Source organism: Brevundimonas sp. (genome assembly GCF_041648115.1).
Lineage (GTDB): Bacteria > Pseudomonadota > Alphaproteobacteria > Caulobacterales > Caulobacteraceae > Brevundimonas.
On sequence record NZ_JBAZPR010000014.1, the window covers coordinates 1 to 18,306 of the forward strand.

17 protein-coding genes are annotated in these 18,306 nt (G+C 68.1%); 10 read left to right on the plus strand and 7 right to left on the minus strand.

Going from position 1 to position 18,306, the window contains the following annotated elements; all coding sequences use genetic code 11:
• From WC597_RS13250 to mscL, 3 genes are all read left to right on the plus strand, one after another.
• On the plus strand, nucleotides 1-719 hold a 719-nt coding region (locus WC597_RS13250), incomplete at its 5' end, for a S1 RNA-binding domain-containing protein (protein WP_372693898.1).
• Nucleotides 720-965: 246 nt separating this feature from the next.
• On the plus strand, nucleotides 966-1,256 hold the full coding sequence (locus tag WC597_RS13255) for an integration host factor subunit beta (protein WP_135193710.1): 291 nt from the start codon (nucleotides 966-968) through the stop codon (nucleotides 1,254-1,256).
• Nucleotides 1,257-1,297: 41 nt separating this feature from the next.
• Nucleotides 1,298-1,717, plus strand: coding sequence for a large-conductance mechanosensitive channel protein MscL (gene mscL, locus WC597_RS13260; protein WP_372693901.1), 420 nt, complete (start codon nucleotides 1,298-1,300; stop codon nucleotides 1,715-1,717).
• On the opposite strand, the gene WC597_RS13265 is transcribed toward mscL, so the two are convergent.
• The gene (locus WC597_RS13265) at nucleotides 1,718-2,869 is read right to left on the minus strand and encodes an N-acetyltransferase (protein ID WP_372693903.1); all 1,152 of its coding nucleotides are present in this window, start codon (nucleotides 2,867-2,869) and stop codon (nucleotides 1,718-1,720) included.
• Nucleotides 2,870-3,083: 214 nt separating this feature from the next.
• Here WC597_RS13265 and WC597_RS13270 point away from each other — a divergent pair, with 214 nt between their 5' ends.
• Entirely contained in the window at nucleotides 3,084-4,913 is a 1,830-nt protein-coding gene (locus WC597_RS13270) for a peptide MFS transporter (RefSeq protein WP_372693905.1), read from the plus strand.
• Between the two features lie 72 nt (nucleotides 4,914-4,985).
• Here the strand turns inward: WC597_RS13270 and WC597_RS13275 are convergent, their stop codons facing one another.
• Nucleotides 4,986-7,055 (minus strand): TonB-dependent receptor plug domain-containing protein, encoded by a 2,070-nt coding sequence (locus WC597_RS13275; RefSeq protein WP_372693907.1) that lies wholly within the window; start codon nucleotides 7,053-7,055, stop codon nucleotides 4,986-4,988.
• A gap of 145 nt (nucleotides 7,056-7,200) precedes the next feature.
• Here WC597_RS13275 and WC597_RS13280 point away from each other — a divergent pair, with 145 nt between their 5' ends.
• Nucleotides 7,201-8,139 carry a TraB/GumN family protein gene (locus WC597_RS13280; protein WP_372693909.1) on the plus strand — a complete coding sequence of 313 codons (939 nt, stop codon included), beginning with the start codon at nucleotides 7,201-7,203 and terminating at the stop codon, nucleotides 8,137-8,139.
• A 4-nt stretch (nucleotides 8,140-8,143) separates the two neighbouring features.
• Here the strand turns inward: WC597_RS13280 and WC597_RS13285 are convergent, their stop codons facing one another.
• The 5 genes from WC597_RS13285 to WC597_RS13305 are packed head-to-tail and all read right to left on the minus strand — an operon-like array spanning nucleotide 8,144 to nucleotide 12,836.
• Complete coding sequence (locus tag WC597_RS13285; RefSeq protein ID WP_372693911.1) at nucleotides 8,144-8,449, minus strand: hypothetical protein; 306 nt, start codon at nucleotides 8,447-8,449, stop codon at nucleotides 8,144-8,146.
• A gap of 60 nt (nucleotides 8,450-8,509) precedes the next feature.
• Nucleotides 8,510-9,940: a metalloprotease TldD gene (gene tldD, locus WC597_RS13290; protein ID WP_372693913.1), complete on the minus strand. Its 1,431-nt coding sequence runs from the start codon at nucleotides 9,938-9,940 to the stop codon at nucleotides 8,510-8,512.
• Between the two features lie 60 nt (nucleotides 9,941-10,000).
• The gene (locus WC597_RS13295) at nucleotides 10,001-11,098 is read right to left on the minus strand and encodes a hypothetical protein (protein WP_372693915.1); all 1,098 of its coding nucleotides are present in this window, start codon (nucleotides 11,096-11,098) and stop codon (nucleotides 10,001-10,003) included.
• A gap of 41 nt (nucleotides 11,099-11,139) precedes the next feature.
• Nucleotides 11,140-11,907 (minus strand): ABC transporter permease, encoded by a 768-nt coding sequence (locus WC597_RS13300; protein WP_372693917.1) that lies wholly within the window; start codon nucleotides 11,905-11,907, stop codon nucleotides 11,140-11,142.
• Nucleotides 11,904-12,836, minus strand: a complete 933-nt coding sequence (locus WC597_RS13305; protein WP_372693919.1) for an ABC transporter ATP-binding protein — start codon at nucleotides 12,834-12,836, stop codon at nucleotides 11,904-11,906. The genes WC597_RS13300 and WC597_RS13305 overlap by 4 nt, the downstream gene beginning before the upstream one ends.
• A 162-nt stretch (nucleotides 12,837-12,998) precedes the next feature.
• Between WC597_RS13305 and WC597_RS13310 the strand changes: the two genes are divergently transcribed.
• The 5 genes from WC597_RS13310 (at nucleotide 12,999) to WC597_RS13330 (ending at nucleotide 18,267) form a co-directional block, all read left to right on the plus strand.
• The gene (locus WC597_RS13310; RefSeq protein ID WP_372693921.1) at nucleotides 12,999-14,351 is read left to right on the plus strand and encodes a hypothetical protein; all 1,353 of its coding nucleotides are present in this window, start codon (nucleotides 12,999-13,001) and stop codon (nucleotides 14,349-14,351) included.
• Between the two features lie 44 nt (nucleotides 14,352-14,395).
• Nucleotides 14,396-15,214 carry a c-type cytochrome biogenesis protein CcmI gene (gene ccmI / locus WC597_RS13315; protein ID WP_372693923.1) on the plus strand — a complete coding sequence of 273 codons (819 nt, stop codon included), beginning with the start codon at nucleotides 14,396-14,398 and terminating at the stop codon, nucleotides 15,212-15,214.
• Between the two features lie 70 nt (nucleotides 15,215-15,284).
• Nucleotides 15,285-15,779: a cytochrome c maturation protein CcmE gene (gene ccmE / locus WC597_RS13320; protein WP_372693925.1), complete on the plus strand. Its 495-nt coding sequence runs from the start codon at nucleotides 15,285-15,287 to the stop codon at nucleotides 15,777-15,779.
• On the plus strand, nucleotides 15,776-17,764 hold the full coding sequence (locus WC597_RS13325) for a heme lyase CcmF/NrfE family subunit (RefSeq protein WP_372693927.1): 1,989 nt from the start codon (nucleotides 15,776-15,778) through the stop codon (nucleotides 17,762-17,764). The genes ccmE and WC597_RS13325 overlap by 4 nt, the downstream gene beginning before the upstream one ends.
• Nucleotides 17,761-18,267 carry a cytochrome c-type biogenesis protein CcmH gene (locus tag WC597_RS13330; protein ID WP_372693929.1) on the plus strand — a complete coding sequence of 169 codons (507 nt, stop codon included), beginning with the start codon at nucleotides 17,761-17,763 and terminating at the stop codon, nucleotides 18,265-18,267. Before WC597_RS13325 ends, WC597_RS13330 begins: the two co-directional genes overlap by 4 nt.
• Nucleotides 18,268-18,306 lie beyond the last annotated feature (39 nt).

Here is an 18,306-nt window from a genome sequence, read left to right on the forward strand (position 1 = left end):
TCTCGACCTCGCAGGAAGTCGACGTCGTGGTTCTGGATGTCGACGCCTCCAAGCGCCGCATCTCGCTGGGCCTGAAGCAGGCTCAGGACAATCCGTGGGACGCCTTCGTCGCCAACAACCCGATCGGCTCGACCGTCGAGGGCGAAGTCAAGAACGCCACCGAGTTCGGCCTGTTCATCGGCCTGGACAACGACATCGACGGCATGGTCCACCTGTCCGACCTCGACTGGTCGGTGTCGGGTGAAGAAGCCATCCAGCGTTACCGCAAGGGCGAGATGGTCAAGGCCAAGGTCCTGGACGTCGACGTCGAGAAGGAACGCGTCTCGCTGGGCATCAAGCAGCTCGGCGGCGATCCGATCGGCGAGGGCGACACCTATCGTCGCGGCCAGCAGATCACCGTCACCGTCTCGTCGATCGAGTCGGGCGGCATCGAGGTCAAGTTCGGTGAAGACGACGCGCCGGTGACGGCCTTCGTCCGCAAGTCGGACCTGTCGCGTGACCGTAACGAGCAACGTCCCGAGCGCTTCGCCGTCGGCGATCGCATCGACGCCATGATCACCGCCGTCGACAAGGCCTCGCGCCGCGTCTCGGTGTCGATCAAGGCGCTGGAAATGAAGGACGAGGCCGAGGCTATCGAACAGTTCGGATCGTCCGATTCGGGCGCTTCGCTGGGCGACATCCTGGGCGCTGCGCTGAAGAACGCCGGCACCAAGGACTAAGCGCTCAAGCAGCGGAGCGCCGCGCGCTCCGCGATAGCGCACTAAAGATGAGGGCGGCGGGAGCGATCCCGTCGCCCTTTTCTCTGTCTGGCACACCCTTGTGTTCGCTAGCGGACACATTTCTTGCGAATGGCGCGCATCATTGGCGGATAAGGGCTTTTTCGAGAGCCGGTCGAAGGTTAGGGTGCAGCTTCTGGATCGACGGCGGGCGAGACGGCCTGTCAAAACGAGCTGGCAGGGGCATCGATGATCAAGTCCGAACTGATCGAAAAGCTGGCGATGGAAAACACCCACCTGACCCACGCGGAGGTGGAGCGGTTGGTCAATGTCATTTTGGGCACCATGACCACGGCCCTGTCCGAGGGCGGTCGGGTCGAGCTGCGCGGTTTCGGAGCCCTGTCGGTTCGTTCGCGCCCGGCGCGGGCGGGACGCAATCCCCGCACCGGCGAGGCCGTCGAGGTGCCGGCCAAGGCCGTGCCCTTCTTCAAGAGCGGCAAGGAACTGCGCGAGCGGCTTAACGCTTCCGGCGACGCGTGATCCTGCGCCTCGCCCTCTGACGACCATCCAAGGAAAAATCCATGAGCCTGCTGTCTGAGTTTCGTGAATTCGCGGTCAAGGGCAATGTCGTCGACCTGGCGGTCGGCGTCATCATCGGCGGCGCCTTCGGCAAGATCGTCACCAGCCTGGTCGATCAGGTCATCATGCCGCCGATCGGCTGGTTGATTGGCGGGATCGACTTTGCGGACCTGAAGATCACCCTGCCGGTCAATCCGGCCAATCCGACCGGCGAGCCGGCCGTGATCGAATACGGCGCCTTCATCAATGTGATGATCCAGTTCCTGATCGTCGCCTTCGTCATCTTCATGATGGTGAAGCTGATCAACAAGCTGCGCCGCCAGCAGGCTGCCGAGCCGGACGCGACACCTTCGGCGCCCACCGCGACCGAAGCCCTGTTGATCGAAATCCGCGACGAGCTGAAGGCCCGCCCAACCGCCTGATCAGGCCTTGGAGACGCGGCCGCGCGATGTCGCGCGCGCCGCGGACGGCCGGCTGAGGCGCGTCGGCGCCGGTGGATTGCGCGAACAGATGCCGTAGTCACCGTCGAACGGGGTCGGCGCCCAGGCGGCCGCCAGCGCCGGATCGTCGATGATGGCGTGGCAATGGCCCCAACCGCCTTCGCGCCGCGCCGTGGTCGCCAGGTCGCCCAAGGCAGCCATCATCCGCGCCGTCACCATCTGCAACCGCACCTTGGCGGCGCCCATGGCGCGCGCATTGTCGATCAGGGCCTGCGTCAAAAGTTCGATCGCATCCTGCGCCGTTTCCAAAGCGACCAGATCGATGATGTCCAGGCAGGGCGGCTCGATCAGGCTGGTCTTGGTCATCTGCGCCATGGCGGTCGCGACGATCCGTCCCTCGCGCACACAGGCCAGCAACAGCGGCGTCAGCGTCAGGTCGGGGTCCGCCATGCGCCAGCGCAGGGTCTCTGGGCTGCGATCCGCCAGCAGCCGATCTTCGGACGACAACATCCGCCAGAAATCGGCATAGGGCGAGGCGTCCGACAGGTCGCGCAGCACGATCACCTGCGGCGGCAGGGCCGGGGTCGTCTGTTGAAACACCCGTCCGTTCATCAGCTGCTCGCCCAGCCGGGCGGCCGTCTGCGCCGAGGTGCGGCCTAGAAGGCTTCGCAGCATCCGCCCCTTGGCGCAGGCCACCCGGTCCGTCACCCACGACAGCTTCAGCCCGTGGGTCTGGGCGGGCCAGGGCGACATGCCGAACAGGCTATAGAGCGGCGCCGAGCGCGCATTGGCGTTGAAGGTGTAGCGAGCGAACAGGCCGGACTGTTTCAGGAAGGTGCGGATCAGCGGACGGCTGGCGCCTTTCTGGCTAGGCGGCACGATGATCGAAAAGCCGGTCGCCCCATAGAGACTGCGTGACCCGTGCCGAAACCGCTGGATGAAGTTGCCCAGCATGGCGACGGCCTCGTCCTGATCGTCGGCGACCACCCAGCCGGCCGGGGCTGCGATATCCTGGCGCGCCGGATTGGCCTCCAGCCAGCGCCAGCCGGCCGGCGACCGTTCGGGCCAGCCCACGTCTCGGTGCAGCCGGTTCAGGGCCTCGTGGTCGGATCCGACGATCGGTCGAACGGACATCGGGCGCTCCTTCCCATTATGAAACCGGGGGTTTCTCCTGGGCGCGAGGATTGCAGAATGGGCGCCAACATATATCACCACAGGTTGTGTCTGGCGACAGGTCTTCGCGGCACGCTGTCCCACAACGGCCTTAACACTTGTTCGGATTCGCCCGCTGTGCTGGGTATGCGCCTTTCGCGCGCCCGATAGCGGCGCAGCAGTTGGGAGTGAGCCGTTGACAGCGACGGATGGGGGGGCGCTAGAGCCTCGCAAGACTTTCCTGGGGCACCCGCGGGGGCTGGTGATCCTGTTCTTCACCGAGATGTGGGAACGGTTTTCTTACTACGGTATGCGCGCCCTGCTGGTGCTGTACCTGACGCAGCACTTCCTGTTCGGCCCGGCCGAGGCCCAGGGCATCTACGCCGCCTACGCCGCGCTGGTGTATCTGATGCCGGTCATCGGCGGCATGATCGCCGACAAATATCTGGGATCGCGCAAGGCGGTCATCATCGGCGCCGTCCTGTTGGTGCTGGGCCACTTCACCATGGCCTTCGAAGGCACAGGCGGACGTGAAAGCCTGACCATCGGCGAAAAGACCTATCAGATCCAGGTCGAAGGCCGCGATCAGAACCGCAAGATGTTCGCCGTCAACGGCGACGAGCGGGTTCATATCGCCATCACGCCCGAAGGTGTTTCGACCGTCGGCGCCGAACCCTCGGCCGCCAACGCCGCAGACGCAGCGGCCGCCGCTGTCGGCACGGGTCTGGGCACGCCGCCGACCGGCGCGCTTGATCCCGCGACCCAGGCTGCGCCTCAGGCCGCCGCCGCCGCCGGCTTCCCCGCCTTCACCGCGACCGGCGCCTATACGCTGGAGACCGAGCGCGACCAGAAGCTGGGCGAGCCCGTCCTGTTCCTGGCGCTGGCCCTGATCATCGTCGGCGTCGGCTTCCTGAAGGCCAATATCTCGACCGTCGTCGGCTCGCTCTACGAACAGAACGATCCCCGCCGCGACGGCGGCTTCACCATCTTCTACGTCGGCATCAACCTGGGTTCGTTCCTGGCCACGGCCGCCTGTTCCTATCTGGGCTTCAACTACGGCTGGGCCTACGGCTTCGGCCTGGCGGGCATCGGCATGCTGGCGGGTCTGCTGACCTTCGTGCTGGGTCAGTCGTGGCTGGAAGGTCGCGGCGGACCGCCGGTCCCGATCCAGGGGCGTTCGATCCTGGGCGTGCCGCTGGTGCCCTTCTTCTGGATCGCCGGCATCATCGCCGTCGTCCCGACCTGGCTCCTGATGCAACGCCACGAGATCATCGAGACGGGCCTGCCCTGGATCGCCGGCGTGATCTTCGCCTCGGTCGTCGGCTTCACCGTCTTCCGTCTGAAGGGCGCCGAGCGCAGCCGTATGCTGGTCGCCCAGGTGCTGATCTTCTTCTCGGTGCTGTTCTGGGCCCTGTTCGAACAGGCCGGTTCGTCGCTGACCCTGTTCGCGGACCAGTCGACCCAGATGCCCAGCTGGTTCAACGCCGGCTATACGCAGATGTTCAACCCCGGCATCATCGTCATCGGCGGCCCGATCATGGCGGCCCTGTGGGTCTGGTTGGCCAAGCGCAAGCTGGAGCCGTCAACGCCGGTCAAGTTCTCGTTCGGTCTGGTCTTCGTCGGCTTCGGCTTCCTGGTCCTGACCTGGGCGGCGGGCAGCCAGGCCAACGAGGCCTTCCGCGTGCCGTTGCTGTTCCTGTTCCTGACCTACTTCTTCCACACGATCGGCGAGCTGTGTCTGTCGCCCGTCGGCCTGTCGATGATCACCAAACTGTCGGTGGCGCGCGTGGTCGGCCTGATGATGGGCGTCTGGTTCCTGTCCAGCTCGGTGGCGCACATCGTCGCCGGACTGATCGCCAAGGCGACGGCGACGGACACGGTCGCGGGCGTCGTGACCAGCCCGGCCCTGGCGCTGGAGACCTATGGGTCGATCTTCGGCACCATCGGCTGGACGGGCGTCGGTGTCGGCGTCTTCCTGCTGCTGATCTCGCCGCTGCTCAAGAAGGGCATGGCCGGGGTTCACTGATCCCGACCGCCTGACGAAGAAAGGCCCCGGCGGAGCGATCCGCCGGGGCTTTTTGCTGGACGCCGTCTGGCCTCAGAACGTCTTGCGGACGCGCAGCGACAGGAAGGTGCGCGGGTCGATGTCGCGGTCCTCGACGAAGGCGACGGTGCGCGGGTCGCGCGAGGCATAGACCGTGCGGCGGATGGTGAAGTCGTCCCACAGGTTCAGCTGGGCGCGGATCGCCAGGGTCACGGTCGGCTTGTATTCGACGAAGGCCTCGATGTAGTCCGAGCCGCGCCAGACGCTGACCTGATCCGGGCCATAGGTGCCCTGGCCAAGGCGCGGCAACCAGTTGATCCCCCACTGGGTCTTCCACCGGGTGATGTCCTGCTGGAAGCCGATATTGGCTTGGCTGGCGCGCACGCCCGAGATGCGGCGGTCCTCGCCCGTGGTCGGGTCCGTGACGCTGGTCTTGTTCCAGTTGTTCCTGAAGGTGAAGCGCGCGCCCGAGATGCCGACCTTGTCCAACGGCGCCGTCACGTTCAGCGACAGCTGGTCCAGCGTGCCGTCGCCGATATTGCCTACCGCCGACAGACCGCCGGGCAGCGGCAGGCGGTCGATGACGTCGATGATCCGGTCGTGGCGATAGCCGATGGCGACGATGCCCTCGCCCCAGAAGCGGCGTTCATAAGTCAGTTCGGAGATCCAGCGCTGCTCCGGCTCCAGATCGACGTTGCCGCCGAAGACATTGTTTTCACCCAGGTCGGCCGATGCGGCGAAGTCGCCGAAATTGAGTTGACCCAGTTCGCGTTCGAAACGGAACCGCAGCTGGTTGTTGGCCATCGGCGTCCAGGTCGCCAGGAGGCGGGGCTTGGCGAAGAAGAAGCTCTTTTCCTGGTTCGCGTCGCCGGACTGTTTGATGGTCGAGGCCTCCAGACGGACTCCGCCCTCCAGCGTGAACTTTGGGTTCGCGCGCCAGGTCACCTTGCCGAAACCCTCGCCGCGCGTCTCCTCGACCTTGACCGAGGCGCTGGGCAGATCGACTGCCGTCCCGCCGATGGTGAAGCCCTGCTGCACGTCCAGCATATTGTAGGCGACCTCGCCGCCGGCCTCGAACGTCAGGGCCGGCGAACGCTCGTTGCGGACCAGGGCGCGCAGGATGGTTTCCGAAGAGTCGCCGTTGGATTTGAACTGCTGTTCCGGGTCGATGGCGCCGTTCAGGGTCTCGTTGCTGTTGGAGACGTTGTCGAAGCTGCTGAACTCATGGATGAAGCGCGTCTCGAACTGCCAGCGCGGATTGATCGGGCGGGTCCAGGTCAGGCCGACCTCGCCCGAATCGCCGGTCTCCGCATAGTCGTTGCGACGCAGCGAGGTCGCAGAGGTCAGCTCCGACCAATTCTCATAGTCGTTGATGCCGTAACGGGCCGTGCTCTCGACCTTGCCGCCGAACAGGGGCCCGGAATAGTTGCCGCGGATGGAGTTGCCGCCACCCCAGCCGTCGTTCTCGTAGCGCTCATCCCGGATGACCTGGCCCACCGCATTGGTGCGGATCGAACGGCCGACGCCGTTGGAATCGCTGGACCCGATGCCGTCCGACAGGACGACGCCCCAGCTGCGGTCGCCGTCTCGCGCCGTGAACTGATACGAGCCGCCGTAGATGTCGTGGCCGCCTTCGAACAGCATGGCGTTCCAGGTCAGGATCGATTGACGGCTGCTGGTGGATTTCAGGACCACGTTCACGACGACCGCATAGCCCTGCATGTCGATGCCGGACGCGCCGCCGCGGATCAGCTCGATGCGCTGGACCTGATTGGCCAGGGTGCGGCCCAGGACGTTCGAACCCGAGTCGTTCTTGGACGCCGGGCGGTTGTTGTTGATCAGGACGTTGCCGACCGCCCCTTCGAAGCCGCGCGCGCCGGAACCGTCGTCGACCGAGAAGCCGGGCACACGGTTGACCATGTCCAGCGCCGTGTTGGGGCGCTGGGCGGCGAAGAAGTCGGGGGTGAAGACCAGCACGCCGCGCTGGTTGGCGTCGGTCAACGGCGCCTGGCTGGTCGGCCCGGTCGGGACCGGGGCCTCGGCGACCTGCGGCGCATCACCGGCGAAGGCGGCGCTGGCGGTGAAGAGCAGGGCGGTGCTGGCCAGCAGCAGGGTCTTGGTCATGGGGTTCCCCTCGTTTCGTTGGCGAGAGGTGTGCCGATCCGACGCGTTCATCTCCAGTTACAAGGCTGAAAGGTGAATTAAATCGACGACATCATTACAGGGATTTCATTACACATAAGACAGTAGAACGCCTTACAGCGATGTAATGATCAGACGCTCATCTTGCCTGTTGTTGTCCCTGCTGGCCGCCGCCGCGTTTGCCGGCCCGGTCTCGGCCCAGGAGGTTCCGTCCGATGCGGTCGAAGACATCGTCGTCACGGCGCGCCGGATCGAGGGGCCGATGTGGGAGGTGCGGCGCGGCGACAGCGTGCTGATCCTGGTCGGGTCGATCGACGGCCTGCCGCCCGATATGGAATGGCGCACCGACGCCCTGATCTCGGCGGTCGAACGGGCGGATCGGGTGCTGTTTCCGGTCGAGGGGCGCGCGTCCCTGGCGGATGTCGGGCGTCTGCTATGGCGGATGCGAACCCTGACGCGCCTGCCGGACGACCGCACCAGCGCGGACTATCTGTCGCCCGAGCTTGAGGCGCGGGTGGAACAGGCGACGGGCGAGGGCCCCAGCCGCAAGAGCATGCTGATGCTGTCGGCGGACCTGATGGAACACGGCGGCTATGCGCGTCGGGCGCGGCCGGTGTCGGAGGTGGTGCGCCGCGCCGCCCGGACCAACCGCACGCCGGCCGAGCCGGTGGGTGTCTTTCGCGGCGACGAGATGGTTGACAAGATCCTGACCACCCCGCCCGAGGCCTATGTCGATTGTATCACGGCGGCGGTGACGGCGGCCGAGGCGCACCCGGAAGAGGCCGCCCAGCGCGCCGAGGCCTGGCGTCTGCGGCGTGTGCCCGCTGTATTGGCTTCATCGTTGGACCAGGCGACCAACGCCTGTTCGTACTGGGCGGTGATGGGGCAGGGCGAGACGCTGCGGGGCATCTGGAACACGGCGGTTGACGATGCCCTGGCCGAGACCGGCGTCACGGTCGCCATCGCGCCCTTGCGCCTGCTAGCCGAGCCGGGCGGGGTGCTGGATCGACTGGAGGCGGACGGGCTGGAACCGCTCGGTCCCGAATGGCGTCCGTCCGCCCCCTGACGATTTAGTTAGCCGGCGCCGGGGCGCGTTCGGGCACGGCGTCGCGGGCGGCGTCGCCGATATTGTCGGCGGCGTTGCCGACGCTCTCGGCCGCGCCGGCGATGGCGTTGGATTCGACCGCGTCGTTGCGGTCCATGTTCATCAGGAAATAGCCGATCACCAACACGGCCAGCAGGCCGATGATCAGGGCGACGATGGCGCCCATGCCGCTACCGCTGCGGCGCTCTACGATGGTGGTGGGAGCGTCCGTGGTTTCGGTGATGCGTTCAACCCGGCCATCAGGATGTCTGACTTCGCGTTCGGTCGGCATGGGTGTTCCCTCTCCAGTGTAGCGAGAAAACACCCTGCGTCGCGATACGGTTCCGCTGGCTCAGACCGCCGTTCCGCCAACGGTCAGTCCGCCGATCTTCAGCGAAGGCTGGCCGATGCCGACGGGGACGCCCTGTCCGGCCTTGCCGCAGACGCCCACGCCGGGATCGAAGGCGAAGTCGTCGCCGACCATCTGGATCCGGGTCAGTGCCGTGGCCCCGTCTCCGATCAGGGTGGCGCCGCGGACCGGTGCGGTGATCACTCCGTCCTCGATCAGATAGGCCTCGTTGCACTGGAACACGAACTTACCGTTGGTGATGTCCACCTGGCCGCCCGAGAAGTTGGCGGCGTAGAGGCCGCGCTTCGTATTGGCGATCATGTCGGCCTTGGAGTCCTTGCCCCCCTCCATGAAGGTGTTGGTCATGCGCGGCATGGGCATGTGGGCGAAGGACTGGCGACGCCCGTTGCCGGTGGCGGCGACGCCCATCTCCCGCGCCGACAGCCGGTCGTGCATCAGCCCGACCATGATCCCATCCTCGATCAGAACGGTGCGCGAGGTCGGGGTGCCTTCGTCATCGATGGACAGGGAGCCGCGACGCCCCGCGATGGAGCCGTCATCAACCACGGTGACACCGGGGGCGGCGACCCGCTTGCCCATCATGCCGTTGAAGACGGACGAGCCCTTGCGGTGGAAGTCGCCCTCAAACCCGTGGCCGATGGCTTCGTGCAGCAGGACGCCGGGCCAGCCGGCGCCCAGGACCACCTCCATTTCGCCCGCGGGACAATCGATGGCGTCCAGATTGACCAGGGCCTGACGCAGGGCCTCGTCCACCTGGGCCTGCCAGCGTTCGGGGGCGACCCAGGTTTCGAACCCGGCTCGGCCGCCCGCGCCGGACGAGGCGCTCTCGCGCTTGCCGTTCTGTTCGACGGTGACCGAGACGTTCAGGCGCACCAGGGGCCGCACGTCGCGCACCGCCCGCTCGTCGGCGCGCAGGATTTCGATGGCGCGGCGCTCGCCCACCAGCGAGGCCGAGACCTGGACGACGCGCGGATCACGGGCACGGGCCCAGGCGTCGATCTCGGCCAGCAGGGCGATCTTGTCGGAGAAGGCAGGCGAGGCGAGGGGGTCGACCTCGCCATACAGTTTCTGATTGGTGGCGCGCGGCCCGTCGGCGACCAGGGCGGCGTGACCCTGTTTGGCCAGGGCGGCGCTGTCGGCGGCGCGGCGCAGGGCGGCGCCCGAAATCTCGTTGGCGTGGGCGTAGCCGGCGGTCTCGCCCGCCACGACCCGCAGGCCGAAGCCCTCGGTCGCGTCATAGGCGGCGGACTTCAGCCGTCCGTCGTCGAACACCAGGCTCTCGCTCTCGGACCGCTCCAGGAACAGTTCGCCGTCGTCGGCGCCGGCGAGCGCGGTCTTCAAGATCGACAGGGCTTCGTCGGTATCGACGCCGGCGGCGTCGAGGATGGGCGGCGGGGAGGCGTGAACAGTCATGGCCTGTAGGTAGGGGCTGAAGGCCGCTTCGTCACCTGCGAAGGCGCGCGATCTTTCGGATCAGTCCAGCGGCTGGGGCCGGGTCACGACCGGGGCGTCGGGATCGCTGGCGCCGGGACGCGCGGCGGTCGGGGGCGGCGTGGACGGCACGACCACCAGCGGCTCGATCTGGACCGTCGGGGCGGGCGTCGCTGCGGGCTGGGCCGCAGCCGGCGCCGGTTGGCGCGGCACGGCGGTCGCAGGGCGAGGCTGAGCATTCGTCGTGGTCGACGGCGTCGTCGTCGGCGTTGTGCGGGCGGCTTGGGTTGGAGCGGTCTGAGCTGGCGCGGGCGCAGGGGGCGCGGGCGTCGGCGTTTCAGCCGGAACGAAGGGGGCTGCGCCCGTGGGGACCGTCTCGGCCGGCGGCGTGGTCAGCGGCGCCTCGGGAACCACGGCGGCGGTCGTCGCCGGGGCGGGCGTGGAGGCCGGACGCGTGGCGAACCAGACGCCGCCGCCGATCACCAGCAGGGCGGCGACGCCCGCGCCGACATAGAGCGGCAGGCGCGAGGGCTTGGTCGGCGCGCGGGCGAAGCTGGGCGTGATAGGCGGCGCCGGCGTTGCGGCGACAGGGGCCGGCGTCTGGACGGCAGGTTTGGAGGCGACAGGCGACGTGGCGACAGCTTTGGCTGCGACCGGCGCGATTTCCGCCGGCTTCGGCGTGGGGGCAGGCGCGGCCTGCGGCGTCGGCAGCGGACGTACGGTCAAGTCCGCAGCGGCCGATTGCTGGGGCTGGGACTGGGGCAGGGGCTGAGGCGCGGGCTGGGGCGTCGTCGCGGTCTGAGCCGGACGGGCTGTGGGGATCAGCGATCCGCCCAGGATGCTGCCGGTTTGCGGACGCGGCGGCCTGGGCTGCGCGGGGGCCCGGCTGGGGGCCGCCGCCTGGCCCTTGGCGGGCGCCACGCCGGAGGCCAGGCTCCGGGTCTGGATCGAGGCTTGCTGCTGTTGCGGCGAGGGCTTGCGCGGCGGCGGATTGGGAATGCGGTCCAGCGGATTGGGCGCGACCGGCACCGGCCCGACGTGGAAGGTCGTCGCGGGCATGCGTCCCCACGTCACCGGCTTTCGAGCGAAAGGTTCGGGGCGGGCGACGGGTTCGGGCGGGGTCTTCTGGTCGTCGGACATTCTATTCCATTCGCTGGCGATCTGGCCCGTTTCGTGACGGATCAGTTCTTGAGCCGATAGCCGGTTTTGAACATCCACATGACGATGGCAAGGCAGACGGCGAAGAAGCCCAGGGTCGCCGCCACGCTGATCCCTATCGCGACATCGCCCTGACCATAGAAGGCCCAGCGAAAGCCCGAGATCAGATAGACCACCGGATTGAACAGGGTCACCGTGCGCCAGCCGTCGGGCAGCATGTCGATGGAATAGAAGGCGCCGCCCAGGAAGGTCAGGGGCGTGACGACCAGCATCGGGATCATCTGAAGCTGCTCGAACCCGTTGGCCCAGACCCCGATGATGAAGCCGAACAGGCTGAAGGTCACCGAGATCAGGATCAAAAAGGCCATCATCCAGAACGGATGCAGGATTTCCAGCGGCACGAAGAAGGCCGCCGTCGCCAGGATGATCAGACCCAGCACTGCCGACTTGGTCGCCGCCGCCCCCACATAGGCCAGCACGATCTCAAGCGACGACACAGGCGCCGACAGGATCTCGTAGATCGTCCCCGTGAACTTGGGGAAGTAGATGCCGAAGGAGGCGTTGAAGATGGACTGGGTGAACAGGCTGAGCATGATCAGGCCTGGCACGATGAAGGCGCCGTAGGGCACGCCGTCCACCTCCTGCATCCGACTGCCGATGGCGCCGCCGAAGACGACGAAATACAGGGCCGTGGTGATGACGGGCGTGACCACGCTCTGCCACAGGGTGCGCAGCGCGCGCGCCATCTCGAAGCGATAGATGGCCCAGACGCCAAATGCGTTGAAGGTCATGCCGCGGCTCCGTTCTGGTGGACCAGGCTGACGAAGATGTCTTCCAGCGAGCTCTGGCGGGTGTTCAGGTCCTTGAAGCCGATGTTCAGCGCCTCAAGCCGGCGGATCAGCGACGGCACGCCCGTATCGTCGGCGTTGGCGTCGAAACTGTATTCCAGCTCGCCGCCTTCGTTCTTCAGCGTCAGGTCCCAGTCGGACAGGTCGGCCGGCAGGGCGGTCAGCGGGTCGATCAGGTTCAGGGTCAGGGTCTTCTTGCCCAGCTTCTTCATCAGGGCCGACTTCTCCTCGACCAGGATCAGTTCGCCCTTCAAGATCACGCCCACCCGGTCGGCCATCTCCTCGGCCTCCTCGATATAGTGGGTGGTCAGGATGATGGTGACGCCGCGCTCGCGCAGCTTGCGCACCATCGCCCACATGTCGCGGCGCAGTTCGACATCGACCCCGGCGGTGGGTTCATCGAGGAACAGGATGTCCGGTTCGTGGCTCAGGGCCTTGGCGATCATCACCCGGCGCTTCATCCCGCCCGACAGGGTCATGATCTTGGCGTCGCGCTTGTCCCACAGGGACAGGTCCTTCAACACGCTTTCGATGAAGGCGGGGTTCGGCGCCTTTCCGAACAGGCCACGGCTGAAGGTAACGGTGGCCAGCACCGTCTCGAAGGCGTCGGTGGTCAGCTCCTGCGGCACCAGGCCGATCTTGGTGCGGGCGGCGCGGAAGTCCTTCTGGATGTCATGGCCGTCGGCGACCACCGACCCCGTCGTGGGCGTGACGATGCCGCAGACGATGGAGATCAGGGTGGTCTTGCCGGCCCCGTTTGGACCCAGCAGGGCGAAGATCTCACCCTTTTCGATGGTCAGGTCGATACGCTTCAGCGCCTGAAGACCCGACTTGTAGGTCTTGGTCAGGCCGTCGATCTCGATTACGGGCATGGGCGTTCCTTTCCGGCGGCGCGGCGGCGCCGGCCGGGGTGTGGCGGCAATATGGCGTGCCTGACGCCTCACTCAAGGGGCGTCTGACTCAGGAGGGCGCCAAGTCGTTGTTAACCGGATTGCCGCACGGTGCAGGCTGTCCCTTTGTTGGCGGGAGCTTTCGTGTCGTCCCTGTCCGCCGCCCACCGCGCCGCTCTGACGGCGGTCGTCGAGGCCTGTCCCGATGCGTCACTGACGACGCTCGGGGCGGCCGTGGCGGCTCTGAACGGCGACAAGGCGGCCGAACTGGCGATCATCGTCGCGCAAGAGGCGCGCGACCGTGCGCGGCGCGGTACGGCCTTCGGACCCCTGTTGCCGCTGTTTCAGCCAAGGGCGGACGGCGTGCCGGCCCTGACCTTTCCGCCCCGGGTTCTGGCGCGTGTCTGGCGTCATGCGGTCCAGGGCGAAGAGGCCTTCCTGCCCTTGCTGGACGGCGCCGTCACCATCGACGGCGAATGGACCCTGGCCGCCGACCGGCTTTGCGCCAAGGCGGCGGCTGTGCTGCGCGACCGCGCGAGCGATGTCTGGCCCGACTATCAGCGACCGGCGGAGGGTGAGCCGCCTGCGACGCCGTTCGAACTGGCGGGCTGTTTCGACCTGACGCCGCTGGCGCGGTCCGCCTTGCCGCGTCTGCCGGTGTGGCTGGAACGGCCCGACGACAATCAGCTGGCGGGCCTGCGCCTGCTGATCCAGGACTGTCTGGTCATGTCGCCCGAGGGCGGCCGGCGGATGATCGACATCCTGTTCGCCCATGTGGCGGACGCCGAGCGCATGCTGCGGGTCGTGACGCGCACCAGCCGTCTGGCCGACCGCGAGGCGACCCTCAGCCATTCGGAAATGGGCGTCTTCGTCGAACGGCTGCTGACCTCGGTCCAGACGCGGGTTCAGCGCATCGCCGCCGTACGGTCGTCACTGGGCGAGGCGACCATGCTGGGCGTCGTGGACGACGTGACCTGGTGCGCCGGGGTTCTGGCCGAGATGGACATGAGCCTGCAAATCCGGCCCGATTCCAGCTGGGGCAAGACGGCGCGGATGGCGCGCGTCCAGGTCTCGGGTCAGCTGTCTGGGTTGATGAAGTCCACCTCGGCCGCCGTCCACGCGGCCCTGCCGATGAAGCGGCGAACGATCACCGGCCGCATGACCCGGATGTCCCCCTGGCTGGAGGCGCCCAGCGACGGCGAGCCGATCGAGGCGGCGGCGGCCCTGCTGGCGGCGGTCGCGGCCTTGCGCGGGGCGGCCGTCACCTTCGGCTGCGAGGCCGACCGTTCGGCGCTGAAGACTGAGCTGACCGACTATCTTTCCACCTGGGCCAATGAGGCGCTGGATAGCGCGGCGGACGGCGAGGTCGAGGATCCCGACCATGTCCTGCGCCTGGTCGGCGTCGCGGCGCGTTTTCTGACCCTGATCGAGGCGCTGGAGGCGGCGCGAGCCGTGCGGCGGCGCGCGGCCTCGGCGGAAATGGCGCGCCTGGGCTGAAACGACGCCTCGCCCGTCGTTCGCGGATGGGTTAGACGGCGAGAATGATCGCCTTCTGGATGATGACGGGACTGGCGGCGGCCTTGGCCGCCCTGCTGGTGCTGACCGGCGCACGGCGCGGCGCCGATCCGGCCGCCGGGGCCGAGACCCAGGCCGGCTCACGCGAGATCGAGGAACTGGATCGTCTGAAGGCGCGCGGCCTGCTGGACGATGCGGCCTATGCTGGCGCTCGGGCCGAGGCGGGGCGGCGGCTTCTGGCCGTGGCGACGACCGCGGCCCCGGTGGCCGGCGTCCGGGATCGGTTCTGGGTGCTGGGCGGGATCGCCGTGACAGTCGCGGGTGCGCTGGGCCTTTATGTCTTCACCGGGGCGCCCGGCCTGCCGGATCAGGCCTATGAGCGGCGCGTCGATGCCTGGGCGGCGAACCTGGACGGGCTGGAGCCGGCGCAGCTGGCCGCCGTGACGGCGCGGGTCGTGCGGGAACGCCCCGAGGACCGTCAGGCCCTGGCCATGCTGGGCGCGGCGCGTTACGCGGCCGGCGATCCCCTGGGCGCGGCGTCGGCCTTCCGTCGTCTGATCGCCCTGAACCCCAAGGACGCCCAGGCCTGGGCGCGGCTGGGCGAAAGCCTGGTGGTGGCCAATGACGACCAGATCGGCGGCGACGCCGAGGCCGCCTTTCGCGAGGCGTTGAAGCTGGACCCTGATCAGCTGGGCGCGCGCTTCTTCCTGGGCGAGGCGGCGTTGCGACGCGGCGACGGCGCATCGGCGCGTGCGCTGTGGACGCCCCTGATCGCCGCGCTCGATCCGGCCGACCCGCGTCGTCTGGATCTGGAGCGGCGGCTGCCGAAGGACGGCGCGCAATGACGCGTTGGTCGTGCGCCGCGACGGCGGTATATGCCGCCGGTCTGCCCTTCGAACCCGGAACGTCCGTCGCATGAGCTGGCTGCCCAAATCGCCGAAGGCGCGTCGTCGCCTGTGGGTCGTCGCCGCCGTTGCGCCGATCCTGGCGCTGGCGGTCGGCCTGTCGCTGTGGGCGATGCAGGACAGCGTGACCTTCTTCTATTCCCCGTCCGAGGCCACCGCCGACAAGGCGCCCGAGGGCCGAAACATCCGCCTGGGCGGTCTGGTCGAGGTCGGCAGTGTTCAGAAATCCGGCGACGGCGTGGTGGCCTTTTCCGTCACCGACAACGTCGGCGTGACCCGCGTCGTCTATCACGGCGACCTGCCCGATCTGTTCCGCGAAGGGCAGGGGATCGTGGCGCAGGGAGCCTTCGGCGCCGATCGCACCTTCCACGCCAGCCAGGTCCTGGCCAAGCACGACGAGAACTATATGCCGCGCGAGGTCGCCGACCGTCTGAAGGAAAAGGGCGAGTGGCGGCCTGAAGCGGCGCCGACGTCGGCCGCTGCGACCAAGACCGTTCCCCTATGATCGCCGAACTTGGGGCCTTCGCCCTGGCGCTGGCTCTGGCGCTGTCGATCCTGCAGACGGGCTTGTCGGCGGCCGGGCGCGCGCGACGCAGTCCGGTTCTGGCGGGCGCGGCGCAAGGCGCGGCGCTGGCGGCGGCGGGTGCTATCGGGCTCAGTTTCGCGGCCCTGATCTACGCCTTCGTCGTGTCCGACTTCTCGGTCTCCAACGTCGCGGCCAACAGCCACACCGACAAGCCGATGCTGTACAAGGTCGCCGGCGCCTGGGGCAGCCACGAGGGGTCGCTGCTGTTGTGGTGTCTGGTGCTGACCGTCTTCGGCGGGGCGCTGGCCCGCGCGCGCGGCCTGCCGTTCGGGCTGAAGGCCTCGGCCGTGGCGGTGCAGGGGGCGCTGGGTTCGCTGTTCCTGGCCTTCGCCGTCTTCACCTCCAGCCCCTTCACCCGCCTGGACCCCGCCCCTTTCCAGGGGGCGTCGCTGAACCCCCTGCTTCAGGATCCGGCCCTGGCGGTGCATCCGCCGCTGCTCTACGCCGGCTATGTCGGCTTTTCCGTCTGCTTCTCCCTGGCTGTCGCTGCCCTGATCGAGGGCCGGGCCCAGACCGCCTTCTGGCCCGCATGGGGGCGCTGGGTCCGACCCTGGGCCCTGGCCAGTTGGGCCTTCCTGACCGTCGGCATCACCCTGGGGTCGTTCTGGGCCTATTATGAGCTGGGCTGGGGCGGCTGGTGGTTCTGGGACCCGGTCGAGAATGCGTCATTCATGCCATGGCTGGCGGGCGCGGCCCTGTTGCACAGCGCGGTCGTGACCGAACGGCGCGGCGCGCTGGCGGGCTGGACCGTCTTCCTGGCCCTGCTGGCCTTCACCTTCTCCATGCTGGGCGCCTTCTTGGTGCGGTCGGGCGTGCTGACATCGGTCCACGCCTTCGCTGTCGATCCCCAGCGCGGCATGATGCTGCTGGCCATTCTCGGAATCACGGCCGGCGCCGCCTTCGCCCTGTTCGCCTGGCGTGCGCCCCAGCTGAAGGGCGGCGGCCTGTTCGCGCCCGTCAGCCGTGAGGGCGCGCTGGTGCTGAACAACCTGTTCCTGACAGCCTCGGCCGCGACCGTACTGCTCGGCACCCTGTATCCGTTGATCCTTGAGGCTGCGTCCGGCGCGACCATCTCGGTCGGCCCGCCCTATTTCGCCGCCACCTTTGTCCCCCTGATGGTCGTCGCCTTCATCATCCTGCCCGCCGGGCCGCTGCTGGCCTGGAAGCGCGGTGATCTGACCGGCGCAATGCAGCGCCTGGCCGTCGCGGCGGGCCTTGCGATCCTGTCCGCGCTCGCCGCCTTCGCCTTGTGGGAGCCGAAGAGGGCCCTCGCCGCCGCTGGCATCGGCCTGGGGGGCTGGCTGATCCTGGGATCGCTGGCCGAGGTGGCCGAACGCGCACGCCTGTTCCGCGCCTCCGTTGCCGAGACCCTGCGCCGGCTGAGGGGCCTGCCGCTAGGCGCCTGGGGCATGACCTTGGCGCACCTGGGCCTGGGCGTCTTCATCCTGGGGGCGGTGGTCGAGACCGGCTTCAAGGCCGAGACAGCGCGCGCGCTGTCGCTGGGCCAGAGCGTGTCCGCCGGCCCGTGGACCGTCACCCTCGACGAGGTCCGCGTGATCGAAGGGCCGAACTATCTGGCCGAACAGGGCCGGCTGACGGTGCGCGCCACAGATGACCGGGGTCGGGCCAGCACGGTGACGGCCGAACGCCGTTTCTTCCCCGCCGGCGGTCAGACCACGACCGAGGTCGGACTGGATTTCCGAGGACTCGACGACGTCTATGTAACGCTGGGCGAAAGAGCGGGTAGTCCCGAACAACCGGCCTGGGTCGTGCGCCTGTACTGGAACCCATGGGCGCGACTGATCTTCCTGGGGCCGATGATCATGGCGTTGGGCGGCGTGCTGTCCCTGCTGGATCGACGGTTGAGGGTCGGCGTCGGCGCGCGTCGGCGCAGGACGGCGTGAGGCGCCTGGCGATCCTGCTGGCCGCGCCGGTTCTGGTGCTGATGCTGACGGCGGCCGAACCGCCCGCCGCGCCCGACAGGCCCCTGTCCGATGCAAGACAGGAGGCGCGCGCCCAAGCCCTGTTTAAGGACGTGCGCTGCGTCGTCTGTCAGCACGAGGCCATCGCCGACAGTCCGGCGGGCGTGGCGGGCGACATGCGCCGCCTGATCCGCGAGGAAATCGCGACCGGCGCCTCCGACCAGGCGGTGCGCGACGATCTGGTGCGGCGGTTCGGCGACTATGTGCTGTTCACCCCGCCGGTGCGGGCCGGGACCTGGCTCTTGTGGTTCGGGCCCTTCGCCCTGGTGCTGCTGGCGGTCGCCGTTCTGATGCTGCGCGCGCGCCGCCGTCCGGTCGAGGCCGCGCCCCTGACGGCCGAAGAGGAAGAACGGCTGGACGAAGTTCTGCGAAATGAGAAGCTTCGCCGCGATCCTGACGCAACCTCGCCTCACGACGGGCGCTAGTCGAGATCAACGATCGGCGGTCGGGATTGGCGCAACGCC